Consider the following 24,674-nt stretch of genomic DNA (forward strand, 5'->3'; position numbering starts at 1 on the left):
CACCACCTGCCCGGGACCGTTGAGCACCGCCACCACCGTGCCGGGCACACCCTCGATCCGCGCCTGCACCTCGTGCTCGGGCAGATCCACCGCCAGCATCCCGCCGGAACCCGCCAGAGTGGCCAGCAACCGCGCCCGCAGAATCACCGCCCTCGCCGCATCATCGAGCGACAGCACCCCGGCCACGCACGCTGCGGCCATCTCGCCCTGCGAATGACCGATCACCAACGACGGCTCCACCCCGGTAGCCCGCCACACCTCGGCCAGACACACACCGACCGCGAACAACACCGGCTGCAAGATCTCCACCCGGTCCAACCAGGCGTCGTCGTCACCGGTCAACACCGACACGAGATCCACATCCAGGAACGGCGCGAACGCCCGCTGACACTCCGCAAGACGCGCGTCGAACGGCGCACACCGACCCACCAGACCAGCCGCCATCCGCACCGACTGACCACCCTGACCCGGAAACACGAACACCGGACCCGGGCCGTGCTCGGCGACCGAACCCGACACCACGTTTCCGGTCGGGGTGCCCGACGCGAGCGCGTCCAGTGCCGTCAGCAGTTCGTCGCCGGTGGTGCCGACCACTGCGGCGCGGTGCTCGAACGTCGAGCGGGTGGCGGCGAGGGACCAGGCCACCGCCGCCGGGTCGAGCTGCCCGCCGGCGCGCAGGTGGGCGGCGAGCCGGGCGGACTGCGCGGCGACGCCGGCCCGGGTACGGGCCGACACCGGCCACAGCCGGACGTCGGCGTCCACCAGGCCCGGGGCGGCGGGCGCCGGCCGCGCGGCGGGCTCGTCGGCCTGTTCGATGACGACGTGGGCGTTGGTGCCGGAGATGCCGAACGACGACACCGCCGCCCGACGCGGCCGGTCCACCGCCGGCCACTCCCGCGCCTCGGTGACCAGCTCCACCGCGCCGGCCGACCAGTCGATGTGCGGCGACGGCTCGTCCACGTGCAGCGTCGGCGGCACCACCCCGTGCCGCATCGCGAGGACCATCTTGATGATCCCGGCGACGCCGGCCGCGGCCTGGGTGTGGCCGATGTTCGACTTGATCGACCCGAGCAGCAGCGGCGTCTCCCGCTCCTGCCCGTACGTGGCCAGCAACGCCTGCGCCTCGATCGGGTCACCCAACGTGGTGCCGGTGCCGTGCGCCTCCACCACGTCCACGTCCGACGTGGACAGTCCCGCGTCCGCCAACGCAGCCCGGATCACCCGCTGCTGCGACGGACCGTTCGGCGCGGTCAGCCCGTTCGACGCGCCGTCCTGGTTGATCGCGCTGCCGCGCACCACGGCGAGCACGGGGTGACCGTTGCGGCGGGCCTCGGAGAGCCGTTCCAGCAGCAGCACGCCGACGCCCTCGCCCCAGCCGGTGCCGTCGGCGCCGGCGGCGAACGCCTTGACCCGGCCGTCGGCGGCCAGTCCACGCTGGCGGGAGAACTCGACGAACAGCCCGGGTGTCGCCATCACGGTCACGCCGCCGGTGAGCGCGAGGTCGCACTCGCCACGTCGCAGCGCCTGCACGGCCAGGTGGAACGCGACGAGCGACGACGAGCAGCCGGTGTCCACCGACACGGCCGGTCCTTCCAGGCCCAGCGCGTACGACACCCGGCCGGACACCACGCTTGCCGCGTTGTCGGTGCCGCCGAAGCTTTCGTCCGGGGCGACCAGCACCAGCGCCCGGTAGTCCTGCCCGTTGGTGCCGGCGAACACGCCGGTCCGGGAGCCGCGCAGCGATTCCGGCACCACGCCGGCCCGCTCGATCGCCTCCCAGGACGCCTCCAGCAGCAGCCGCTGCTGCGGGTCCATGGCGGCGGCCTCGCGCGGCGAGATGCCGAAGAACACCGGGTCGAAGTGGCCGGCGTCGGCCACGAACGCGCCCTGGTCGGTGTAGGTGGTGCCGGCCGACGCCGCCGCCGGGTCGACGAGCGTGTCCGGGTCCCAGCCCCGGTCGGTGGGGAAGTCGCCGACCGTGTCCACGCCGTCGGCGACGATCCGCCACAACGCGTCCGGGTCGCTGACGCCGCCGGGGAAGCGGCAGGCCATCGCCACCACGGCCACCGGCTCCTCGCCGGACGCGACGGTGGTGACCGGGGTTCCGGCGGGCGCCGGGTCGGCGCCGAGCAGCGTGTCCCGCAGCAGCCGGGCCAGCGCCACCGGCGTGGGATGGTCGAAGACCAGCGTGGTGGGCAGCGGCTGGCCGGTGGCGGTGACCAGCCGGTTGCGCAGCTCCACCGCGGTCAGCGAGTCGAAGCCGAGGTCCCGGAACGCGGTGGTGGCCGGGATCGCGGCGGCGTCGGCGTGGCCGAGCACGTCGGCGGCGAGTTCCCGGACCAGGTCGGCGAGCGTCTCCTCGCGGCGGGCCGGGTCCAGGCCAGCGAGCCGGGCCCGCAGCGTCGCCGCCGGTCCGTCGTCGGCGTCGCCGTCGGCCGGCGCGCCGCCGTCGAGCGCGGCCTTCGCCTCCGGTACGCCCTCCAGCAGCGGCCGGCGCCGGGCGGACGCGTACGCGGGCGCGAACCGGGACCAGTCCACGTCGGCGACCGTGAGCGTCACGTCGTCGTGGTCGAGGGCCTGCCGCAGCGCGCTCATCGCGACGTCGGCGTCCATCGGCGGCACGCCCCGGCGGCGCAGCGCCCGGTCGGAGTCGGCCACGTGCATGCCGCCCTCGCCCCACGAACCCCAGGCGATGGCGGTGCCGGCCAGCCCGTCGGCGCGTCGCCGCTGCGCCAGCGTGTCCAGGTAGGCGTTGCCGGCCGCGTACCCGGCCTGCCCGGCGCTGCCCCAGGTGGCGGCGATGGACGAGTAGACGACGAACGCGTCCAGCTCGTCGTCGGCGAGCAGGTCGTGCAGGTGGGCCGCGCCGGCCACCTTGCCGGCGGTCACCTCGGCCAGTTCGGCGGCGGTGACGGCGTCCAGCGGGGTGGTCTGCGGCAGGCCGGCGGTGTGCAGGACGGCGCGGATCGGCGGACCCTCGGCGCGTAGCCGGTCGAGCAGCGCGGCGACGGCGGCCCGGTCGGCGAGGTCGCAGGCGGCGACCGTGACGCGGGTGCCCCGCTCGCGCAGCTCGGCGGCCAGCTCGGCCGCGCCGGGCGCGTCCGGGCCGCGCCGGCTGACCAGCACCACGTGTGCGGCGCCGGCGTCGGCGAGCCAACGGGCGGCGCGCGCGCCGAGCCCGCCGGTGCCGCCGGTGACCAGCACGGTTCCGGTGGGCGTGAAGTGGCGTACCGGGGGGCGGTCGCCGATCGGCGCGCGGACCAGGCGGCGGCGCAGGACGCCGGGGCCGCGCACGGCGAGCTGGTCCTCGCCGGCCGGCGCGGCGAGCAGCGCGGCGAGCCGGCCGGCGGCGCGCGCGTCGGGTTCGGTGGGCAGGTCGACGAGGCCGCCCCAGCGGTGCGGGGCCTCCACGCCGGCCACCCGGCCCAGCCCCCAGACCGCGCCCTGGGCCGGGTCGGTGCCCCGGTCGTACGCGGTGGCGGCCACCGCGTTGCGGGTCACCAGCCACAGCGGCGCGGCCAGGCCGGTGTCGCCGAGCGCCTGGGTGAGCGCGAGCGTGGCGGCCAGGCCGGGCAGGAGCGGGTCCGGGTCGGTGGCGGGCGCCCAGGACAGCAGCGAGACCACCCCGCCGACGTCGACGCGGCCGGTGCCGGCGTCGGTGGCGTCGGCATCCGTGGCGTCGGCATCCGTGGCGTCGACCCGCGCGGCGTCGGTGAGCGCGGCGGCGAGTGCGGGCCGGTCGGCGTCGGGTGTCACGGTCAGCGGGCGCACGTCGGCGCCGGCGGCGGTGAGCGCGTCGCGGACGGCGGCCACCGCCGGGTCGTCGTCGAGGCCGGTCGGCACCGCCAGCAGCCAGGTGCCGCCGAGCGCGGCGGTGGCGGGTTCGGGCGCGGCCTGCCACTCGATCCGGTAGCGCCAGCCGTCGAGCTGGTCGTGCTGCTGCTGCCGGCGTCGCCAGCCGGCGAGCACGGGCAGCAGCGTCCGCAGCGACTCGGCGGCCTCGGCGTCGTCGACGGCCAGGGTGTCGCGCAGCGCGTCCAGGTCGGCGCGGTCGACGGCGTCCCAGAACCGGTGGTCGAGCAGGGCGGCGCCGGCGGCCGGGACGGCCGGCTCGTCGGCGGGCACCCAGTAGTGCTGCCGCTGGAACGGGTAGGTGGGCAGGTCGACCAGGCGACCGGGCCGGCCGGCGAACGCGGGCTGCCAGTCCACCGTCGTGCCGGCGACGTGCAGCGCCGCGACGGACCGGTGGAACCGGTCCAGGCCGCCCTCGTCCCGGCGCAGCGTGCCGGTGACGGTGGCGGCGTCCGGGCCGCCGGCGGCCTCGGCGCTGTCCTGCACCGCCATGGTGAGCACCGGGTGCGCGCTGACCTCGACGAACGTGCGGTAGCCGGCGCCGACGAGGGACCGGACCGCGTCGTCGAAGTGGACCGTCTGGCGCAGGTTGCGGTACCAGTAGTCGGCGTCGAGGCCGGCGGTGTCCAGCCAGTCGCCGGTGACGGTCGAGCGGAACCGGACCGTGCCGCTGCGGGGCGTGACGTCGGCGAGCCGGGCCAGGAGCTGCTCCCGCAGCGGTTCGACGTGCGCGGAGTGCGAGGCGTAGTCCACCGGCACCCGGCGTACCCGGACGTCCCGGGCCTCGTAGTGGGCGACCAACTCGTCCAGCGCGGCGGAGTCGCCGGAGACCACCACCGCGGTCGGGCCGTTCACCGCCGCCAGGGAGATCCGCCCGGCCCAGCGGGTGATCGTCTCGGTCGCCTCGTCGGCGGTGGTCGCCACGGACACCATGCCGCCGTCGCCGGCCAGCTCCGCGATGACCCGGCTGCGCAGCGCCACCACGGCGGCGGCGTCGTCCAGGGTCAGGCCACCGGCGACGTGGGCGGCGGCGATCTCGCCCTGCGAGTGGCCGATCACCGCGGACGGCTGCACGCCGTAGGACTGCCACAACGCGGCCAGGGACACGCCGACCGCGAACAGCGCCGGCTGCACCACGTCCACCCGGTCCAGCGACGGCGCGTCCGGTGCGCCGCGCAGCACGTCGAGCAGCGACCAGTCGACGTACGGCCGCAGCGCCTCGGCGCAGGCGGTGAGCTTCTCCGCGAACACCGGCGCGGTGTCGAGCAGCTCGGCGGCCATGCCGATCCACTGCGAGCCCTGGCCAGGGAAGACGAACGCGACCTCGCCGGGCTGGCCGGCGGCGCCGGTGACCAGCGGCGGGGCGGACCGGTCGTCGGCGAGCGCGTCCAGCGCGGCGGTCAGCTCGTCCCGGTCGGCGGCGAGCACCACGGCGCGGTGCTCCAGCGGCGACCGGGACACCACCGACGTCCAGGCCACGTCGGCGGGCGCGAGGCCCGGCTCGGTGGCGAGCCGTCGGGACCAGCGTTCGGCCTGCTGGCGCAGCGCGGTACGGGTGCGGCCGGTGAGCAGCACCGGTCCGGTCCGGTCGGCCGGCGTGGCCGGGGCCGCCGTTTCCTCGGCGGGTTGTTCCAGCACGATGTGGGTGTTGGTGCCGCTCATGCCGAACGAGGAGACGGCGGCCCGGCGGGGCCGGTCCACGGCCGGCCACGGCGTCGGCTCGGTGACCAGCCGGACCGCGCCGGCGGTCCAGTCGACGTGCGGGGTGGGTTCGTCGACGTGCAGCGTGGCCGGGACGATCCCGTGCCGCATGGCGTGGATCATCTTGATGATCCCGGCGATGCCGGCGGCGGCCTGCGCGTGGCCGAGGTTCGACTTGATCGAGCCGAGCAGCAGCGGCCGGTCGGCGGGCCGGTCCTGCCCGTACGTGGCGAGCAGCGCCTGCGCCTCGATCGGGTCGCCCAGCGTGGTGCCGGTACCGTGTGCCTCCACCACGTCGACCAGGTCGGGGGTGAGCTTCGCGCCGGCCAGCGCGGCCCGGATGACGCGCTGCTGGGACGGGCCGTTGGGGGCGGTGAGGCCGTTGCTCGCGCCGTCCTGGTTGACCGCCGAGCTGCGGATGACGGCCAGCACCGGGTGGCCGTTGCGGCGGGCGTCGCTGAGCCGTTCCAGCAGCAGCACGCCGACGCCCTCGGCCCAGCCGGTGCCGTCGGCGGCGGCGGCGAACGACTTGCACCGCCCGTCGGCGGCCAGCCCGCGCTGCCGGGAGAACTCCACGAACGGGCCGGGGGTGGCCATCACGGTGGCGCCGCCGGCGACGGCCAGCCCGCACTCGCGTTCCCGCAACGCCTGACAGGCGAGGTGCACCGCGACCGACGAGGAGGAGCAGGCGGTGTCCACGGTGATCGCCGGGCCCTCCAGCCCGAACGTGTAGGCGAGCCGGCCGGAGACCACGCTGGCGGCGGTGCCGGTGAGCACGTACCCCTCGGCGTTCGGCGCGCGGTGCAGCACGGCGGCGTAGTCCTGGCCGGACGTGCCGACGAAGACGCCGGTGCGGCTGCCGCGCAGCGACAGCGGGGCCAGGCCGGCGCGTTCGAACAGCTCCCAGGTGACCTCCAGCAGCAGCCGCTGCTGCGGGTCCATGGCGACCGCCTCGCGGGGCGAGACGCCGAACAGCGCGGCGTCGAACTGCCCGGCGTCGGCCAGGAACCCGCCGGCCGCCGTGTAGGAGGTGCCGGCGTTCTCCGGGTCGGGGTGGTGCAGCAGGTCGAGGTTCCAGCCCCGGTCGGCGGGAAAGTCGCCGATGGCGTCGCCGCCGTCCGCGACGAACCGCCACAGCTCCTCCGGCGAGCTGATCCCGCCGGGGTAGCGGCAGCTCATCGCCACCACCGCCACCGGCTCGGACTCCTCGGCCGTGACCTCGCGCAGCCGCTGGCGGGTCTGGTGCAGCTCGGTGACGACCCGGGTCAGATACTCCCGGAGCCGTGCCTCGTCCCCGGCCGGTCCGGTGGTGCCCACTGCCGTGTCCGCCATGGTCGATTCCGCTCCCTGGTGTGCCACGCGTGCCTCAGGACAACCCGAGATCGCGGTCGAGAAGGTCGAAGAGCTCCTGGTTGCTGGCCGTCCGCAGCCGGTCGGCCACGTCCTCGCCCGGTTCCGCCGGCTCGTCGGCGCCGAGCCGTTCCAGCAGCCGGTGCAGCCGCATGGTGATCCGCACCCGGCCGAGGTCGTCGCGCTCCCGCAGGGTGAGCGCCTCCTCCAGCCGGTCCAGTTCCTCCACGGTGGGCAGTTCCCGCTCCGAGGACTCGTCGACGAGCTGGGCGCGCAGGTGCTCGGCGAGGGCCTGCGGGGTGGGGTAGTCGAACACCACCGAGCTGGCCGGCGCGAGGCCGGTGAGCCGGGCCAGCCGGCCGCGCAGCTCCACCGCGGTCAGCGAGTCGAACCCGAGGTCCCGGAACGGCCGGTCGGCCTCCAGGGCGTACGGGCTGTCGTGGCCGATCACCTCGGCGGCGGCGGTGCGGATCAGGTCGACCAGCAGCCGGTTCTGTTCGGCGGCGGTCAGGTCGGCGAGGCGCTTGCGCAGCTCCGCGAGCGTCTCCGCGCCGCCGGTGTCGGCCGGGTCGGCGCCGGTGGGCGGGGCCGCCACCTCGGGCAGGTCGCCGATCAGCGGTCGGGGCCGGGCGGCGGCGAAGACCGGGGCGAAGCGCGCCCAGTCCACGTCGGCGACGGTGAGCACCGGGTCGTCGCCGGAGATCGCGGCGCGCAGCGCGGCCATCGCCGGTTCCCGGTCGAGCAGCGTGACGCCGCGCCGGCTCATCGCGGCGGCGTGGTCGGCGTCGACCATGCCACCGCCGGCCCACGGTCCCCAGTTGACCGACACCACGCGCGCCGGCCCGGCCGGGCGGGACTGCGCCCAGGCGTCCAGGAACGCGTTGGCGGCGGCGTACGCGCCGTGGTCGCCGACACCCCACGCGGCGGCGATGGAGGAGAAGTAGACGACCAGCTCCAGCGCCGCCGGGTCGAGCAGTTCGTCCAGGTGGCGGGCGCCGGCGGTCTTGCCGGAGACCACGTCGGCGAGTTCGTCGGTGGTGACCGCGCGCACCGGGTTGAGGCGGCCGACGCCGGCGGCGTGCACCACCGCGCGGACCGTCTCGCCGTCGGCGCGCAGCCCGTCGACGAGCGCGGCGACGGCGGTGCGGTCGGCCAGGTCGCAGGCGAGCACCCGGGCCTGCGCGCCGAGGTCGGCCAGCTCGGCCACCGTCTCGGCGACGCCGGGGGCGTCCGGGCCGCGCCGGCTGACCAGGATCAGCGTGCGGGCGCCGTGCCGGGCGAGCCAGCCGGCGGCGTACCGGCCGATGGCGCCGGTGCCGCCGGTGATGAGCACCGTGTCCGGCGACGTCCAGGTCGGGGCGTCCGGCCGGGCCGGGCGCGGCGCCCGGACGAGTCGACGCAGGTGCACGCCGGCCGGGCGGACCGCGAGCTGGTCCTCGCCGTCGGTGTTGGTCAGCGCCCGCAGCAGGTGCTCCCCGGTGGCGGCGTCCAGGTCGGCCGGCAGGTCGAGCAGGCCACCGGCGTGCGCCGGGTGTTCCAGCGCGGTGACCAGCCCGAGGCCCCAGGTGGTGGCCTGCTCCGGCCGGGCGAGCGGGTCACCGGTGCCGGTGCTGACCGCCTGCCGGGTGAGCAGCCACAGCGGCCCGGTCGGCGCGACGTCGGTGACGGCCTGGACCAGCGCGAGGTTGCCGGTGAGACCGGCCGGCACACCCGGGTACGCCGGGTGCGGGCGTTCGTCCAGCGCCAGCAGCGACACGATCCGGCCGGGCCCGTCCGGCAGGTCACCGGCCAGGTCGGCGCGGGTGATGGTGGCCGGGTCGACGGTGAGCGTGCGCACCGTGCCGCCGTGCGCGGCGAGCAGCTCGGCGATCCGCTCCGCCGGTTCGGTCGCCGCGTCGGCGGGCGTCACGAGCAGCCAGTCCCCGGTGGCGGGGCCGGCGGTGAGCTGCCGCCGCGGCCAGGTGATCCGGTAGCGCCAGCCGTCGGCCACCGCGTCGGCGCGACGCCGCTGGTGCCAGTCGGCGAGCGTGGGGAGCTGGTCGCGCAGCGGCCGGTCCGGGTCCACGCCGAAGCGGGCCGCCAGGGCGTCGCCGTCGCCGGCGGTGACGACCTGCCAGAACGCGTCGTCGGCGGGGTCGGCGGCGGCCGGCGCGGCGACGCCGACCAGCTCGCCGTCGGCGACCGGCCAGAAGCGCTGGTGGCGGAACGGATAGGTGGGCAGCTCGACCGGGTCGGCGTCGGGCAGCAGCGCCGCCCAGTCCACCGGCGTGCCGTGGCAGTGCAGCCGGGCGAGCGCGCCGAGCAGCGTGGCGACCTCGTCCCGGCCGGGGCGTTGCACGCCGGTGACCAGCGGCCCGCCGTCCGGCAGCAGGTCGGCGGCGAGCGCGGTGAGCACCGTGTCCGGGCCCACCTCCAGCAGCGTGCCGACGCCGAGGTCGCGCAGGTGGGTGACCGTGTCGCCGAAGCGCACCGCCTCCCGGACGTGCCGCACCCAGTAGTCGGGGGTACGGATCAGGTCGGCGTCGGCGACGCGACCGGTCAGGTTGGACACCAGCGGCACGACCGGCGCGGCGTAGTCCAGGCCGGCGGCGACGGTGGCGAACTCGGCCAGCATCGGCTCCATCAGCGGGCTGTGGAACGCGTGGCTGACGGTGAGCCGCTTGGTGCGTACGCCGAGGGTGGTGAAGTGGTCGGCGAGCGCGGACAGCGCCTCGTCGGCGCCGGCGACCACGACGGCGGCCGGTCCGTTCACGGCGGCGACGGCGGCCCGGTCGGCGTGCCCGGCGAGCGCGTCGGTCACCTCGGCCTCCCCGGCGGCGACGGCGAGCATCCCGCCGCCGGCCGGCAGCGCCTGCATGAGCCGACCCCGCTGGCCGACGAGCGTGCAGGCGTCCGGCAGCGACAGCACGCCGGCGACGTGCGCGGCGGTGATCTCGCCGACGGAGTGCCCGGCCACCAGGTCGGGGCGGACGCCCCAGTCGGCGAGCTGCCGGTGCAGCGCCACCTCGACGGCGAACAGCCCGGCCTGGGTGAACGCGGTCTGGTCGAGCAGCGCGGCCTCGGCGCTGCCGTCGGGCGCGAACAGCACGCTCTTCAGCGGGCGGGGCAGGTACGCGTCGAGGTGCTGGCAGACCTCGTCGAGCGTCTCGGCGAACGCGGGCAGCGCCTGGTACAGCTCGCGGCCCATGCCGGCGTGCTGGGCGCCCTGACCGGAGAAGAGCATGGCGAGCGTGCCGGGGGTGGCCACGTCCCGCCGCACGGCGGGGTGGCTCTCCCCCGCCGCCAGCGCGCGCAGCGCGGCCTGCCGGGTGTCCGGGTCGGCGGCCAGCAGGACCGCGCGGTGCCGCAGGTGGGAGCGGGCGGTGGCGAGCGTCCGCGCCACCGCGGCGGCCTCGTCGTCGAGGTCCGTCGCGGCCAGGCGGGCGGCCTGCGCGCGCAGGCTCTCGTCGTCGGCGGCGGAGAGCGGCCAGGGCAGCAGCGGCAGCGCCGGCCGGGGCGCGGCGTGGTCCGGCTCGGCCGGGGTGTCGTCGGCGGGCGGGGCCGCTTCCAGGACGACGTGGGCGTTGGTGCCGCTGACGCCGAACGCGGACACCGCCGCGCGGCGCGGCCGGTCCGTCTCCGGCCAGGGCCGGGCCTCGGTGAGCAGCGCCACGCCGCCGTCGGACCAGTCGACGTGCGGGGTGGGCTCGTCCACGTGCAGCGTGGGCGGGAGCTGGCCGTGCTGGAGCGCCAGCACCATCTTGATCACGCCGGAGACGCCGGCGGCGGCCTGGGTGTGACCGATGTTCGACTTGACGGAGCCGAGCAGCAGCGGACGGTCGGCGGGGCGGTCCTGCCCGTACGTGGCGAGCAGCGCCTGCGCCTCGATCGGGTCGCCGAGGCGGGTGCCGGTGCCGTGTCCGTCGACCGCGTCCACGTCGGCCGGGGTGAGCCCGGCGTTCGCGAGGGCCTGCCGGATGACCCGCTGCTGGGCGGGGCCGTTCGGGGCGGTCAGGCCGTTGCTCGCGCCGTCCTGGTTGACGGCGGAGCCGCGCACCACGGCCAGCACCCGGCGGCCGTCGCGGCGGGCGTCGGAGAGCCGTTGCAGCAGCACCAGGCCGGCGCCCTCGCCCCAGCCGGTGCCGTCGGCCGAGCCGGCGAACGACTTGCACCGGCCGTCGGCGGCGAGGCCGCGTTGCCGGGCGAACTCCAGGAACGGCCCGGGGGTGGCCATCACGGTGACGCCGCCGGCCATCGCGAGGTCGCACTCGCCGGCGCGCAGCGCCTGCACCGCGAGGTGCAGCGCGACGAGCGACGACGAGCAGGCGGTGTCCACGGTGACGGCGGGGCCCTGCAACCCGAACGTGTAGGACAGCCGGCCGGAGACCACGGCGGCGGCGTTGCCGGTGGCCTGGTAGCCCTCGGTGTCGGCGCGGGCGGCCATCAGCAGCGTGGCGTAGTCCTGCCCGTTGGTGCCGACGAACACGCCGGTGCTGCTCTCCCGCATGTCGGCCGGGGCCAGGCCGGCGCGTTCGAACAGCTCCCAGCCGGTTTCCAGCAGCAGCCGCTGCTGCGGGTCCATCACCAGCGCCTCGCGGGGCGAGATGCCGAACAGGCCGGCGTCGAAGCCGCCGACGTCGGTGACGAAGCCGCCCTCCCGGGCGTACGAGGTGCCGGGCGTGTCCGGGTCGGGGTCGTAGATGGCGTCGAGGTCCCAGCCCCGGTCGGCGGGGAACGGGCCGATCGCGTCGCGGCCCTCGGCGACCAGCCGCCAGAACTCCTCGGGGCTGTCCACGCCGCCCGGGTAGCGGCAGCTCATCGCCACCACGGCGATCGGTTCGTCGAGTGCGGCGACGGCCCGGGTGGGCGTGGGCGCCGCGTCGGTGACGCCGAGGATCCGGTCGGCGAGCCAGCCGGCGAGCAGCGCCGGGGTGGGCCGGTCGAAGACCAGCGTGGCGGGCAGCCGCAGCCCGACCGCCTCGGCGATCCGGTTGCGCATCTCGACCGCGCTGAGCGAGTCGAAGCCGATGTCGCGGAACGGCCGGTCCGCGCCGACCGCCTCGGCGGAGGCGTGGCCGAGCACGGCGGCGGCGTTGCTCCGCACCAGTTCCAGCAGGGCGCGACGGCGGTCCGGTTCGGCCAGGCCGGCGAGCCGGCCGCGCAGCGGGGACGCCTCGGCCGGCTCGTCGTCGCCGCGGGTGGCGGCGAGCAGGCGGGCCACCTCGGGCAGGTCCTCGATCAGCGGGCGTGGGCGGGCCAGCGCGTACGTCTGGTGGAACCGGTCCCAGGCGATGTCCGCGACGGCGAGCGTGACCTCGTCGGTGGCGAGCGCCCGGGCCAGCACGGCGACGGCCAGGTCGGGGCGCATCGGCCGGACGCCGGAGCGGAACATCTGGTCGGCGGCGCCCTCGGTGTCCATCATGCCGCCGCCGTCCCAAGCGCCCCAGGCGACGGCCGTGGCGGGCCGGCCGCGTCGGCGGCGGTCCTCGGCGAGCGCGTCGAGGAACGCGTTGCCGGCGGCGTAGCCGCCCTGGAGGCCGCCGCCCCAGACGCCCGCGCCGGAGGAGAAGAGCACGAACGCGGCGACGTCGTCGCCGAACGTCCGGTCGAGGTTGACCGCGCCGGCCACCTTGGCGTGCAGGCCGTCGGCGAGCGCGGCCAGGTCGGTGCCGTCGAGCGGGCCGGCGTGCGCGACGCCGGCGGCGTGGAAGACCGCGTCGACGCGGACGTCCTGCCCGGCGAGCCGGTCGACCAGGTCGCGCAGCGAGTCGGGCTCGGCGACGTCGCAGGCGGCCACCGTGACGCGGGCGCCGAGCGCGGTCAGCTCCGCCTCCAGCTCGGCGGCGCCGGGGGTGGCCGGGCCCTGCCGGCCGGTGAGCACGAGATGGTCCGCGCCGTCGGTGGCCAGCCAGCGGGCCACGTGCGCGCCGAGCGAGCCGAGCCCGCCGGTGACCAGGACCGTGCCGGCGGGTCGCCAGCCGGTGGTCCCGGGCGGGGTGTCGCCGCCGGCGCGGGCGAGCCGGCGGCCGAACAGCCCGGAGGGACGGACCGCGAGCTGGTCCTCGTGTCCGACGCCGGCCAGCACGACGGCGAGCCGGCCCCGGGCACGGCGGTCCAGGACGGTCGGCAGGTCGACCAGGCCGCCCCAGCGGTCCGGGTGTTCCAGCGCGGCGACCCGGCCGAGGCCCCAGACCAGGGCCTGCGCGGGGTGGTCGAGCGGGTCGGCGCGGCCGGTGGTGACCGCGCCCCGGGTGGCGCACCACAGCGGCGCGGCGCAGCCGACGTCGCCGAGCGCCTGCACGAGCGCGAGCGTGCCGGCGAGCCCGGCGGGCACGACCGGGCGGTCCGGGTGGCCGGTCTCGTCCAGCGCGAGCAGGGACAGCACGCCGGTGAGCGCGTCGGTGTCGAGCCCGGCGAGCTGCCCGGCGAGGGCCGCCCGGTCCGGGTCGTCGACGGTGACCGGCACGACGCCGGCGCCGGCCTCGCCGAGGGCGGCGACGACCTGACCGACGAGCGGGTCACCGGCGTACGCGGCGGGGGCGACGAGCAGCCAGGTGCCGGTGAGCCGGGCGGATGTCGCGGCGGCGAGCGGCGTCCAACGCACCCGGTACCGCCAGGCGTCCACGGTGGACTCGTCGCGGCGGCGTTGTCGCCACTCGGTGAGCAGCGGCAGCGCCTCGCCGAGCGCCCGGGCGGCGCCGCCGTCGACGTCGAGGGTGGCGGCGAGCGCGTCCGCGTCGGCGCGTTCGACGGCGTCCCAGAACTGCCGGTCGGCCTGGTCCTCGACGGTCGCGACCGGGCCGGTGCGGACCGGCGACTCGGGCCAGTAGCGCTGCCGGTGGAACGCGTACGTGGGCAGCGGCACGGGCGCGGCGGCGCTGACGCCGCAGACCGCGGCCCAGTCCACGCCGACCCCGTGGGTGTGCAGCTCGGCGAGCGCGGTGAGCACGCGGGGCCATCCGCCGGCGTCGCGGCGCAGCGTGTTCACCACGGCGGCGTCGTGTTCGGCGTCGTCGATGGTCTCCTGCATGCCGAAGCTGAGCACCGGGTGCGGGCCGACCTCCAGGAACACCTGGTGCCCGTCGGCCAGCAGGGTCCGCACGGCCTGCTCGAAGTTCACCGTCTGGCGCAGGTTGCGGTACCAGTAGTCGGCGTCGAGCGTGGTGGTGTCGGTGGGCTGGCCGGTGAGCGCGGAGTAGAACGGCACCTCGGCGGGGCGGGCGGTGATCCCGGCCAGGCTGGCCAGGAGCCGGTCGGCGACCGGTTCGACGTGCGGCGAGTGGGAGGCGTAGTCGACGTCGAGCGGGCGGACCCGCACGTCGTCGGCGGCGCAGGCGGCGACCAGCTCGGCGAGCGCGTCCGGGTCGCCGGCGACCACCACCGAGCCGGGTCCGTTGACCACCGCCAGGCAGAGCCGGCCCGGCCAGCGGTCGAGCATCCGTTCGACCCGCTCGGCGGGCAGGCCGACGGAGGCCATGCCGCCCCGGCCGGCGATGTCGGCGAGCACCTGGCTGCGCAGCGCCACGATCCGGGCGGCGTCCTCGAGGGAGAGCGCGCCGGCCACGCAGGCGGCGGCGATCTCGCCCTGGGAGTGCCCGACCACGGCACCGGGCCGGACGCCGAGGGACCGCCAGAGCCGGGCCAGTGAGACCATGACGGCCCAGAGCGCGGGCTGGACGACGCCGGAGGCGACAAGCGGCGGTGCGCCGTCGGCGCCGCGCAGCACGTCGGTCAGCGACCAGTCGACCCAGGGCGTGAGGACGGCTTCGCACTCGGCGATGGACGCGGCGAAGACGGGCGAGGTGTCCAGCAGGTCGACGGCCATGCCGGGCCAGTGGCCGCCGTGGCCGGAGAAGACGAAGACGGGCGCCGGGTTGCGCAGCGCGGTGCCGGTGACCACGGTGGGCACGGTCTCGCCGTCGGCCAGCGCGGTGAGGCCGCGGGTCAGTTCGTCGGCGTCCCGGCCGAGCACGACGGCGCGGTGCGGGAAGGCCGCCCGGCTGCTGGTCAGCGCGTGGGCCACCTCGGCGGGCGCGAACTCGGGGTACGCGGCGAGGTGGGCGCGCAGCCGGACCGCCTGGTCGGGCAGCGCGGCCCGGTCGGCGGCGGAGAGCACGAACGGGATCACGCCGGCGTCGATGGCGGCGCCGGGCCGGAACTCGGCCGGGGCGGCGGGCGCGGGGGCGTGTTCCAGGATGACGTGGGCGTTGGTGCCGGAGATCCCGAACGACGACACCGCCGCGCGGCGGGGCCGGTCCCGGTCGGGCCACGGCGTGGGGGCGGTGGCGAGGGTGATCGCCCCGGCGGTCCAGTCGACGTGCGGCGACGGCTCGTCCACGTGCAGCGTCGGCGGGACGATGCCGTGCCGCATGGCGAGGACCATCTTGATGATCCCGGCGACCCCGGCCGCCGCCTGCGTGTGGCCGATGTTCGACTTCACCGAGCCGAGCAGCAGCGGCGTCTCGCGGTCCTGCCCGTACGTGGCGAGCAGCGCCTGCGCCTCGATCGGATCACCGAGCGTGGTGCCGGTGCCGTGCGCCTCGACCGCGTCCACGTCCGACGTGGTCAGCCGCGCGTTGGCAAGGGCCTGTCGGATGACGCGTTGCTGCGACGGACCGTTCGGCGCGGTCAACCCGTTCGACGCGCCGTCCTGGTTCACCGCGCTGCCCCGCACGACGGCCAGGACGCGGCGGCCCTCGCGTTGCGCGTCGGAGAGCCGCTGCACCAGCAACACGCCGGTGCCCTCGCCCCAACCGGTGCCGTCGGCGGACGCGGCGAACGACTTGCAGCGACCGTCCGGGGACAGACCACGCTGGCGGGAGAACTCGATGAACGTGCCCGGCGTCGCCATCACCGTCACGCCACCGGCCAGGGCCAGGTCGCACTCCCCGGACCGCAACGCCTGCACCGCCAGGTGCAGCGCCACCAGCGACGACGAGCAGGCCGTGTCGACGGTGACGGCGGGGCCTTCCAGCCCGAACGAGTACGCGACGCGGCCGGAGAGCACGCTGGCCGAGGTGCCGGTGCCGATGTAGCCCTCGACCTCGGCGGGCAGCTCCATCAGGCGGGACGCGTAGTCGTGGTACATGACGCCCGCGAACACCCCGGTACGCGAGCCGCGCAGCCCGCCCGGGTCGAGGCCGGCGGACTCGAACGCCTCCCACGACGTCTCCAGCAGTAGCCGCTGCTGCGGATCCATGGCCAGGGCCTCACGCGGCGAGATGCCGAAGAAGCCGGGGTCGAAGTCGGGCGCGCCGTAGAGGAAGCCGCCGTGTCGGGTGTAGGAGGTGCCGCTGTGGTCCGGGTCGCTGTCGAACAGCGACTCCAGGTCCCAGCCCCGGTCGGCCGGGAACTCGGAGATGCCGTCGCCACCGGTGGCCAGCAACTCCCAGAGCTGCTCCGGGTTCTCCACCCCGCCGGGATAGCGGCACGCCATGCCGACGATCGCCACCGGCTCGTCCAGGCCGGTGGTGGTGGCCGCCTCCGGGGCGCCGGTGGTGTCGGTGCGGGCGCCGGCCAGTTCGGCGTACACCTGGCCGGCCAGGATCTGCGGCGTCGGGTAGTCGAAGACCAGCGTGGACGGCAACCGCAGCCCGGTGGCCGCGTTGACCCGGTTCCGCAGGTCCACCGCCGTCAGCGAGTCGAAGCCCAGTTCCCGGAACGCCCGGTCGGTCGGCACCGCGTCCGCGCCGCCGTGCCCGAGCACCTGTGCCACCAGGCCACGGATCAGCGCGTCGATCTGGTCGCGGGCCTCCTGCGGGTCGAGGCCGGCGAGCCGGTCGGCCCAGTTGCCCCGGCCGGCCTGGCGGCGGGTGGTGACCGGGCCGAGCAGCGCCCGCAGCAGCGACGGCACCCGGCCGCCGACGATCTGGGCCCGCATCGCGGGTACGTCGATGACGGCCGGCACGAGCGTGGCCCGCCCGGCGGTGAGCGCGGTGTCGAACAGTTCCAGGCCGACCTCGGGGCTCATGGCGCCGAGGCCGGCGCGGGTGGAGCGGGCCCGGTCGACGTCGGACTGGGCGGCGGCCATGCCGTCGGTGTCCCACATGCCCCAGGCCAGGCTGACCGCCGGCAGCCCGTCCTGCCGGCGCTGCGTGGCGAGCGCGTCGAGCACACCGTTCGCGGCGGCGTAGGCGGCCTGGCCGGGTGAGCCGAGCACCCCGGCGACGGACGAGAACAGCACGAACAGGTCCAGGTCGAGATGCCGGGTGGCCTCGTGCAGCCACCACGCCGCCGTGGCCTTCGGCGCGAGCACGTTCGCCAACCGCTCCGCGCTGATCGACGACACCACCCCGTCGTCCAGCACCCCGGCGGTGTGCACCACCCCGGCGAGCCGACCCGCCACACCCGCCACCACACGCGCGACCTGATCCCGATCGGTCACGTCACACGCCACCACCGACACCGACGCACCCAGCCCGGACAACCGCCCGGCAAGCGCGTCCGCACCCGGCGCGGCCGGCCCCTGCCGCGACACCAGCACCAGCGACCGCACCCCGTGCCCGGTGACCAGATGCGCCGCCACCAGGGCACCGAGCGAGCCGGTGCCGCCGGTCACCAGCACCGTCCCGGCACCGATGCCGGTCGGCAGCCCGGCGTCCCCGGCGGACACCGACTCCACCGGCGCGGCGCGGACCAGGCGCGGCGTCAACACGACGTCGCCGCGTACCGCCACCTGCCCGCCCGTCGCCGGCAGGTCACCCAGCACACCGGCCAGCACCGACAGCACCCCGCCGTCGACGCCCCGATCCAGATCGGCCAACACGATCCGCTCCGGATGCTCCGACTGCGCCGACCGCACCAACCCCCACACCGCCGCACCCGCCAGATCGGTCACCCGATCGTCGCCCGCCGCCACCACCGCACCCCGGGTCACCACCACCAACCGCGACTCGGCAAGCGGCTCCGCCGCCAACCACGCCTGCACCACCGCCAACACATCCGACGCGGTCACCCGCACCGCGTCAGGCACCTCCGCGTCGGACCACCCGACCACCGGCAACACCAGCGTGTGCGGCACCCCCTCCCCCGCGTCGAGCACCGCCGACACGTCCGGATACGACGACAACCCGTCGACGGACGCGCCGAGCACCGCCCAGCCGGCGAGGTCGTCGCCGGCCGGCACCGGCTCCGGCTGCCAGGACACCTCGAACAGGGATCGGGCCGCCGCGCCGGGCGCGGTCAGGCCGGTCATCTCGCGCAGGACCAGGGAGTCCACCGACACGACAGGCGCGCCGGCGTCGTCGGCGGCGACCAGGCGCACCGCAGCGCCGTCGCGGGAGAGCCGCACCCGCAGCGCGGTGGCGCCGACGGCGTGCACCTGCACGCCCTCGAACGCGAACGGCACCCGGGGGCCCCCGCCGTCGGCGGCGAGCAGCAGGCCGATCGGGTGCAGCGCGGCGTCCAGCAGGGCCGGGTGCACCGCGAAGCCGGTGCCGGTGACGTCCTCGGGGAGCGCGACCTCGGCGTACACCTCGCCGTCGCCGGTCCAGGCGCGGCGCAGGCCCCGGAACGCCGGCCCGTACGCCAGGCCGCGTTCGGCCAGCGTGTCGTACCAGCCGTCCAGGTCGACCTCGGTGGCGGTGGTCGGCGGCCAGGCCGGCAGGCCGGGCTCGTCGGCGACGGCCGGTTCGAGCACGCCCTCGGCGTGCCGCACCCAGCCGGCCTCCGGGTCGTCCTCGGCCTGGGCGTGCACGGTCACCGCGCGGGCGCCCGCCTCGTCGGCCGGGCCGACCCGCACCTGCACCCGGACGCCACCGGCCGCGGGCAGCACAAGCGGTGCGGCGATGGCCAGCTCGCGCAGCCGGGACACACCGACCTCGTCACCGGCCCGGACCACCAGCTCGACAAGCGCCGCGCCGGGCAGCACCACCACGTCGCCGACCTGGTGGTCGACCAGCCAGGGGTGGGTGCCGGCGGAGAGCCGGCCGGTGAGCAGCACCATGTCCTCGCCGGCCACGGAGACGGCGGCGCCGAGCAGCGGATGCCCGGCCGCGCCGAGACCGGCGCCGGAGACGTCGGCGAGCCGGCCGACCGGCTCCAGCCAGTACCGCTCGTGGTGGAACGCGTACGTGGGCAGGTCGACCGGGCGGGCGCCGGCATCGGCGAGCAGGGCGTCCCAGTCGACGGTCAGGCCGGCGGTGTGCAGCCGGGCCAGCGCCTCCAGCACGGCGCGGGGTTCGGGGCGGTCCTTGCGCACCAGCGGCACCAGCACGGCCGCCGGGTCGGCGAGGGCGCCCTCGGCCATCGCGGTCAGCACACCGCTGGGCCCGAGTTCGACGTACGTGCCGACGCCGGCCTCGGCGAGCCGGTCCACCGCGTCGGCGAAGCGCACCGCCTCGCGGACGTGCCGCACCCAGTAGTCGGCGGTGGTGATCTCGTCGGCTTCGGCGATGCGGCCGGTCAGGTTCGACACGATCGGCACGGTGGGCGGGGCGTAGTCGAGGCCGGCGGCGACCGAGGCGAACTCGGCGAGCATCGGCTCCATCAGGGCACTGTGGAACGCGTGGCTGACCCGCAGCCGGTGGGTGGGCGTACCCCGGTCGGCCCAGTGCGCGGCGAGCGCGTCGATCGCCTCGGCGTCACCGGAGACCACCACCGCGGCGGGCCCGTTGACGGCGGCGATGCCGGCCCGTCCGGTCACGTCGGCCAGCGACGCGGTCACGTCGGTCTCGCCGGCGGCCACGGCGAGCATGGCGCCGCCGGCGGGCAGCGCCTGCATGAGCCGGCCGCGCGCGGCGACCAGCCGGGCGGCGTGGGCCAGCGACAGCACGCCGGCGACGTGCGCGGCGGCCAGCTCACCGATCGAGTGGCCGACGAGGTAGTCCGGGGTCAGCCCGAACGAGCGGGCCAGCCGGTGCAGCGCCACCTCGACGGCGAACAGGCCGGCCTGGGTGAACTGGGTCTGGTCCAGCAGGTCGCCGGCGCCGAACAGCACCGGCTTGAGCGGTTGCGGCAGCAGCGGGTCGAGGTGCGCGCAGACCTCGTCCAGCGCGGCGGCGAACACCGGGAACGCGTCGTACAGGTCGCGGCCCATGCCGGCGCGTTGCGCGCCCTGCCCGGAGAAGAGGAACGCGACCCGGCCGCGCGGCCCGACGGCGCCGGTGACCACGGTCGGCGTGGGTTCGCCGTCGGCCAGCGCGCGCAACCCGTCGAGCAACTCGTCACGGTCGGCGGCGAGCACCACGGCCCGCGCGTCCAGGTTGGCGCGGCGGCGGGCGGCGGCGGCCCAGTCGACCGGCCGGGCGTCGGCGGCCACGTGGTCGGCCCAGCGGCGGGCCTGCGCGGCGAGCGCCTCGGGGTCGCGGGCGGAGAGCAGCACCGGCGCCAGCGGCGGCGGCGTGCCGGGCGTGGGCTCGGGCTCGTCGACGGCCGGCGGCTGCTCCACGATGACGTGCGCGTTGGTGCCGCTGATGCCGAACGACGACACCGCCGCCCGCCGTGGCCGGTCCGACTCCGGCCAGGGCCGCGCCTCGGTGAGCAGGGTGACCGCGCCGGCCGACCAGTCGATGTGCGGGGACGGCTCGTCCACGTGCAGCGTGCGGGGCAGCACGCCGTGCCGCATCGCCTGGACCATCTTGATGATGCCGGCGGCGCCGGCCGCGGCCTGGGTGTGGCCCAGGTTCGACTTGACCGAGCCCAGCCAGAGCGGGTCGCGCCCGTCGCGGTCCTGCCCGTACGTGGCGAGCAGCGCCTGCGCCTCGATCGGGTCACCGAGCGTGGTGCCGGTGCCGTGCGCCTCGACCACGTCCACGTCGGCCGGGGACAGCCGCGCGTTGGCGAGGGCCTGCCGGATGACGCGTTCCTGGCTGGGGCCGTTCGGGGTGGTGAGGCCGCTGCTGGCGCCGTCCTGGTTGACCGCGCTGCCCCGGATGATGCCGTGGATGCGGCGGCCGTCGCGTTGCGCGTCGGAGAGGCGTTGCAGCAGCAGCATGCCGACGCCCTCGGCCCAGCCGGTGCCGTCGGCGGCGGCGGCGAACGACTTGCACCGCCCGTCGGCGGCCAGCCCGCGCTGCCGGGAGAACTCGGCGAACACGCCGGGGGTGGAGAGCACGGTGACGCCACCGGCGAGGGCCAGGTCGCAGTCGCGCTGGCGCAGCGCCTGCACGGCGAGGTGCACCGCGACCAGCGACGAGGAGCACGCGGTGTCGATGGTGACGGCCGGGCCCTCCAGCCCGAACGTGTACGCGACCCGCCCGGAGACGACGCTGCCGGAGTTGCCGGTGCCGAGGTAGCCCTCCACGCCCTCCGGCAGGTCCAGCACCCGGGACGCGTAGTCGTGGTACATCACGCCGGCGAACACGCCGGTCCGGCTGCCGCGCAGCCGGTGCGCGTCCAGCCCGGCGGACTCGAACGCCTCCCAGGTGCTCTCCAGCAGCAGCCGCTGCTGCGGGTCCATGGCGAGCGCCTCGCGCGGCGAGATGCCGAAGAACGCCGGGTCGAACTCGGTGGCCTCGTAGAGGAAGCCACCCTTGTCGGTGTACGACGTGCCCGGGTTGTCCGGGTCGACGGAGAAGAGCCGTTCCAGGTCCCAGCCCCGGTCGGTCGGGAAGTCGCCCACCCCGTCGCGGCCGTCGGCGACGAGCTGCCACAGCTCGTCCGGGCCGTGCACGCCGCCCGGGTAGCGGCAGGCCATGCCCACGATGGCCATCGGCTCGCGGTCCTTGGCCTCCACCTCGCGGACGCGCCGCCGCGCCTCGCGCAGGTCGGTGGTGGCGCGGCGGAGGTAGTCGAGGAACTCTGCCTCAGTGGGCATCGGGGCGCTCCGTATCGGGATCAGAGGTCCGGGGCATCTCAGGCGGTTCCGAGTTCGTCGTCGAGGAGGTGGAACAGTTCCTCGGCGCTGGCGGAGCTGAGGTTGCCGTCACCCGCGGCGGGGTCGTCGGCGCCGCCGTCGGCGTACGTCCAGAGCGACAGCAGTTCGCGCAGCCGGACGGCGACGGCGGCGCGGTCGGTGTCGTCGTCGGCGATGGCGCGCATCGCGGTCTCCAGCTTGTTCAGCTCGCCGAGCACGGTCAGCGCGGAGGTGCTCCGCTCGGCGAGCAGCGCGCCGCGCAGGTGCGTGACCATCGCGGCGGTGGTGGGCCGGTCGTAGATCAGCGTGGACGGCAGGCGCAGCCCGGTGGCGGCGCTGAGCCGGTTGCGGAACTCGACCGCGGTCAGCGAGTCGAAGCCCAGCTCGACGAAGCCCTTCTCCTCGTCCACGTCGCGGATCGAGGCGTAGCCGAGCACCGCCGCCGCGTGCGTGCGGACCAGGTCGGAGAGCACCCGGTCGCGGTCCGCCTCGGCGGTGGCGGCGAGCGTGTCGCGCAGCGCCGCCGCCGCGTCGCCGGCCGGGGCCGTGGCCGGTCCGGCGCCGACGGTGGTACGGACCAGGCCGTGCAACAGCCGGGGCAGCGCCGGGCCGAGCCGGCCGAGCACCGCGTGGTCCAGGCTGACCGGTGCGATCGCCGGTTCGTCGTGGCGCAGTCCCTCGCTGAACAGCGCCATGCCCTCGTCCGGGCCGAGCGGCCGGAAGCCGGCCCGGCTCATCCGCTGCTCGTCGACGTGGCCCTGCGGCCCGCCGGGCTCGGCCGGGTTGGCCCACGGCCCCCAGGCCATGGACGTGACGGCGAGGCCGCGCGCCCGGCGGTGGTGGGCGAGCCCGTCGAGGAAGGCGTTCGCAGCGGCGTGGTTGGCCTGGCCGGGCCCGCCGAACAGGCCGGCGGAGGAGGAGAACAGCACGAACGCGGCGAGGTCCAGCTTCTCGGTCAGCTCGTGCAGGTGCCAGGCGGCGTCCACCTTGGGCGTGAGGACGGTGTCGAACCGGGCCGGCGTGAGCGCGGGCAGCACGCCGTCGTCGAGGACGCCGGCGGCGTGCACCACGCCGACCAGCGGCCGGTCGGCGGGGATCTCGTCGAGCAGCACGGCGAGCGCGTCCCGGTCGCTGACGTCGACGGCGACGACCTGCGCGGCGGCGCCGAGCGCGGTCAGCTCGGCGACCAGGTCGGCCGCGCCGGGCGCGTCCGGGCCGCTACGGCTGGCCAGCAGCAGGCGCGGCACGCCGTGCCGGGTGACCAGGTGGCGGGCGACGAGGCGGCCGAGCGCGCCGGTGGCGCCGGTGACCAGCACGGTGCCGGCGGACAGCTCCGGTTCGGGCCGCTCCGGCGGCGGGCCGAGGCGGACCAGCCGGGGCACCCGGATCTGTCCGGCGCGCAGCGCGAGCTGCGGTTCGCCGGTGCCGAGCGCGGCCGGCAGCGCCACCGGGGAGCGGGGGTCGTCGTCGAGGTCGAGCAGCACGAACCGGCCCGGGTTCTCGGACTGCGCGGAGCGGATCAGGCCCCACGCGGCGGCGGCCGGCAGGTCGGTGGGGCGGTCGCCGGGTTCGGCGCGGACCGCGTTGCGGGTGACCACGACCAGCGGGATGTCGGCGAGCGGTTCACGGGTGAGCCAGTCCTGCGCCAGCGCCAGCGTCTCGTGGGTGAGCAGGTGCGCGGCGCGGGCCGGGTCGGGTTCGTCGGCGCGCTGCCCGGTGACGGTGGCGACGACCGCGTCGGGCCGGGCCGCGCCGCCGGTCACGGCCGCGACCAGCCCGTCCAGGTCCGGGTACGCGTCGACGCCGGGCCACTCGTCGGCGTCGCCGAGCACGGCGAGGCGGGACGGGCGGCGGTCACCCGGTTCGGGGGTGATCCAGTCGAGGCGGTGCAGGGACCGGGCGGCCGATCGGCGGGCGGTGTCGAGCTGGTCGGCGCTGATCGGGCGCAGCACGAGCGCGTCGAGGGAGGCGACCGGCACGCCGCCGGTGTCGGTGACGGTGGCGGCGACCGCGCCGTCGGTGGGGGTGAGCCGGACCCGCAGTTCCCGGGCCCGGGTGGGCTGGATCGCGAGCCCGGTCCAGGAGAACGGCAGCCCGGGGGCCGTGGTCGGCGTGGTCGCGGCGTCTGCGGCCGGCGCGGTCGTGGTGGCGCGGTGCAGCGCGTCGGCGCCGATGGTGTGCAGCGCGGCGTCGAGCAGCGCCGGGTGCAGCGTGAACGGGTCGGCGGGGGCGTCGGTGTCGAGCGCCACCTCGGCGAGGAGGTCGTCGCCGCTGCGCCAGGCGGCGCGCAGCGCCTGGAACGTCGGGCCGTAGCCGTAGCCCTGCGTGGTGAGGTGCGGGTAGAGCGCGTCCAGGGGGATCGGCTCGGCGTCGGCGGGTGGCCACGCCCCGCCGGCGGCCACGGTGACCGGGCGGGTGGGGGCGAGCAGGCCGGTGGCGTGCCGTTGCCAGGTGCGGCCGGCGCCCGGGGTGTCGCCGTCGTCGTCGAGGTGGGAGTGGACGGTGACCGGCCGGCAGCCGTCGTCGTCGACGGCGCCGACGCGGACCCGCAGGTCGACGCCGCCGGTGGGCGGGACGACGAGCGGCGCTTCCAGGACCAGTTCGGTGACGTGGGCGGTGTCGACGGCGCGTCCGCTCCAGGACGCCAGCTCCACCAGGGCGGTGCCGGGGAGCAGGACGGTGCCGAGCACGGCGTGGTCGGCCAGCCAGGGGTGGGTGGCCAGGGTGAGCCGGCCGGTGAACAGCAGGCCCTCGTCGCCGGGCAGGTCGGCCACGGCGTGCAGCAGGGGGTGGTCGACCGCGTCGAGGCCGGCGGCGGGCAGCCCGACCGGGCCGGAGCCGCCGCGCGCCAGCCAGTACCGGTCCCGCGCGAACGGGTAGGTGGGCAGGTCGACGGTGGTCGCGGGGGTGAGGACGCGGGTCAGGTCGACGGGCAGGCCGAGGGTGTGCGCGACCGCGAGGCTGGTCAGCAGCCGGGTCGGATCGTCGTCACCGCGGC

Annotated in this window: 3 protein-coding genes; all 3 read right to left on the minus strand. The window is 76.8% G+C overall.

Annotated elements, in window-relative coordinates; all coding sequences use genetic code 11:
* The coding region (locus tag AB0B02_RS31380) for a type I polyketide synthase (protein WP_357306608.1) at nucleotides 1-6,885 on the minus strand (6,885 nt) is incomplete at its 3' end.
* A gap of 34 nt (nucleotides 6,886-6,919) precedes the next feature.
* Entirely contained in the window at nucleotides 6,920-21,637 is a 14,718-nt protein-coding gene (locus AB0B02_RS31385; RefSeq protein ID WP_357306611.1) for a type I polyketide synthase, read from the minus strand.
* A 38-nt stretch (nucleotides 21,638-21,675) separates the two neighbouring features.
* Nucleotides 21,676-24,674, minus strand: a 2,999-nt coding sequence (locus tag AB0B02_RS31390) for a type I polyketide synthase (RefSeq protein WP_357306615.1), incomplete at its 5' end; no start/stop codon positions are given.

This window comes from Micromonospora sp. NPDC049240, from assembly GCF_040647835.1.
Taxonomy (GTDB): domain Bacteria; phylum Actinomycetota; class Actinomycetes; order Mycobacteriales; family Micromonosporaceae; genus Micromonospora.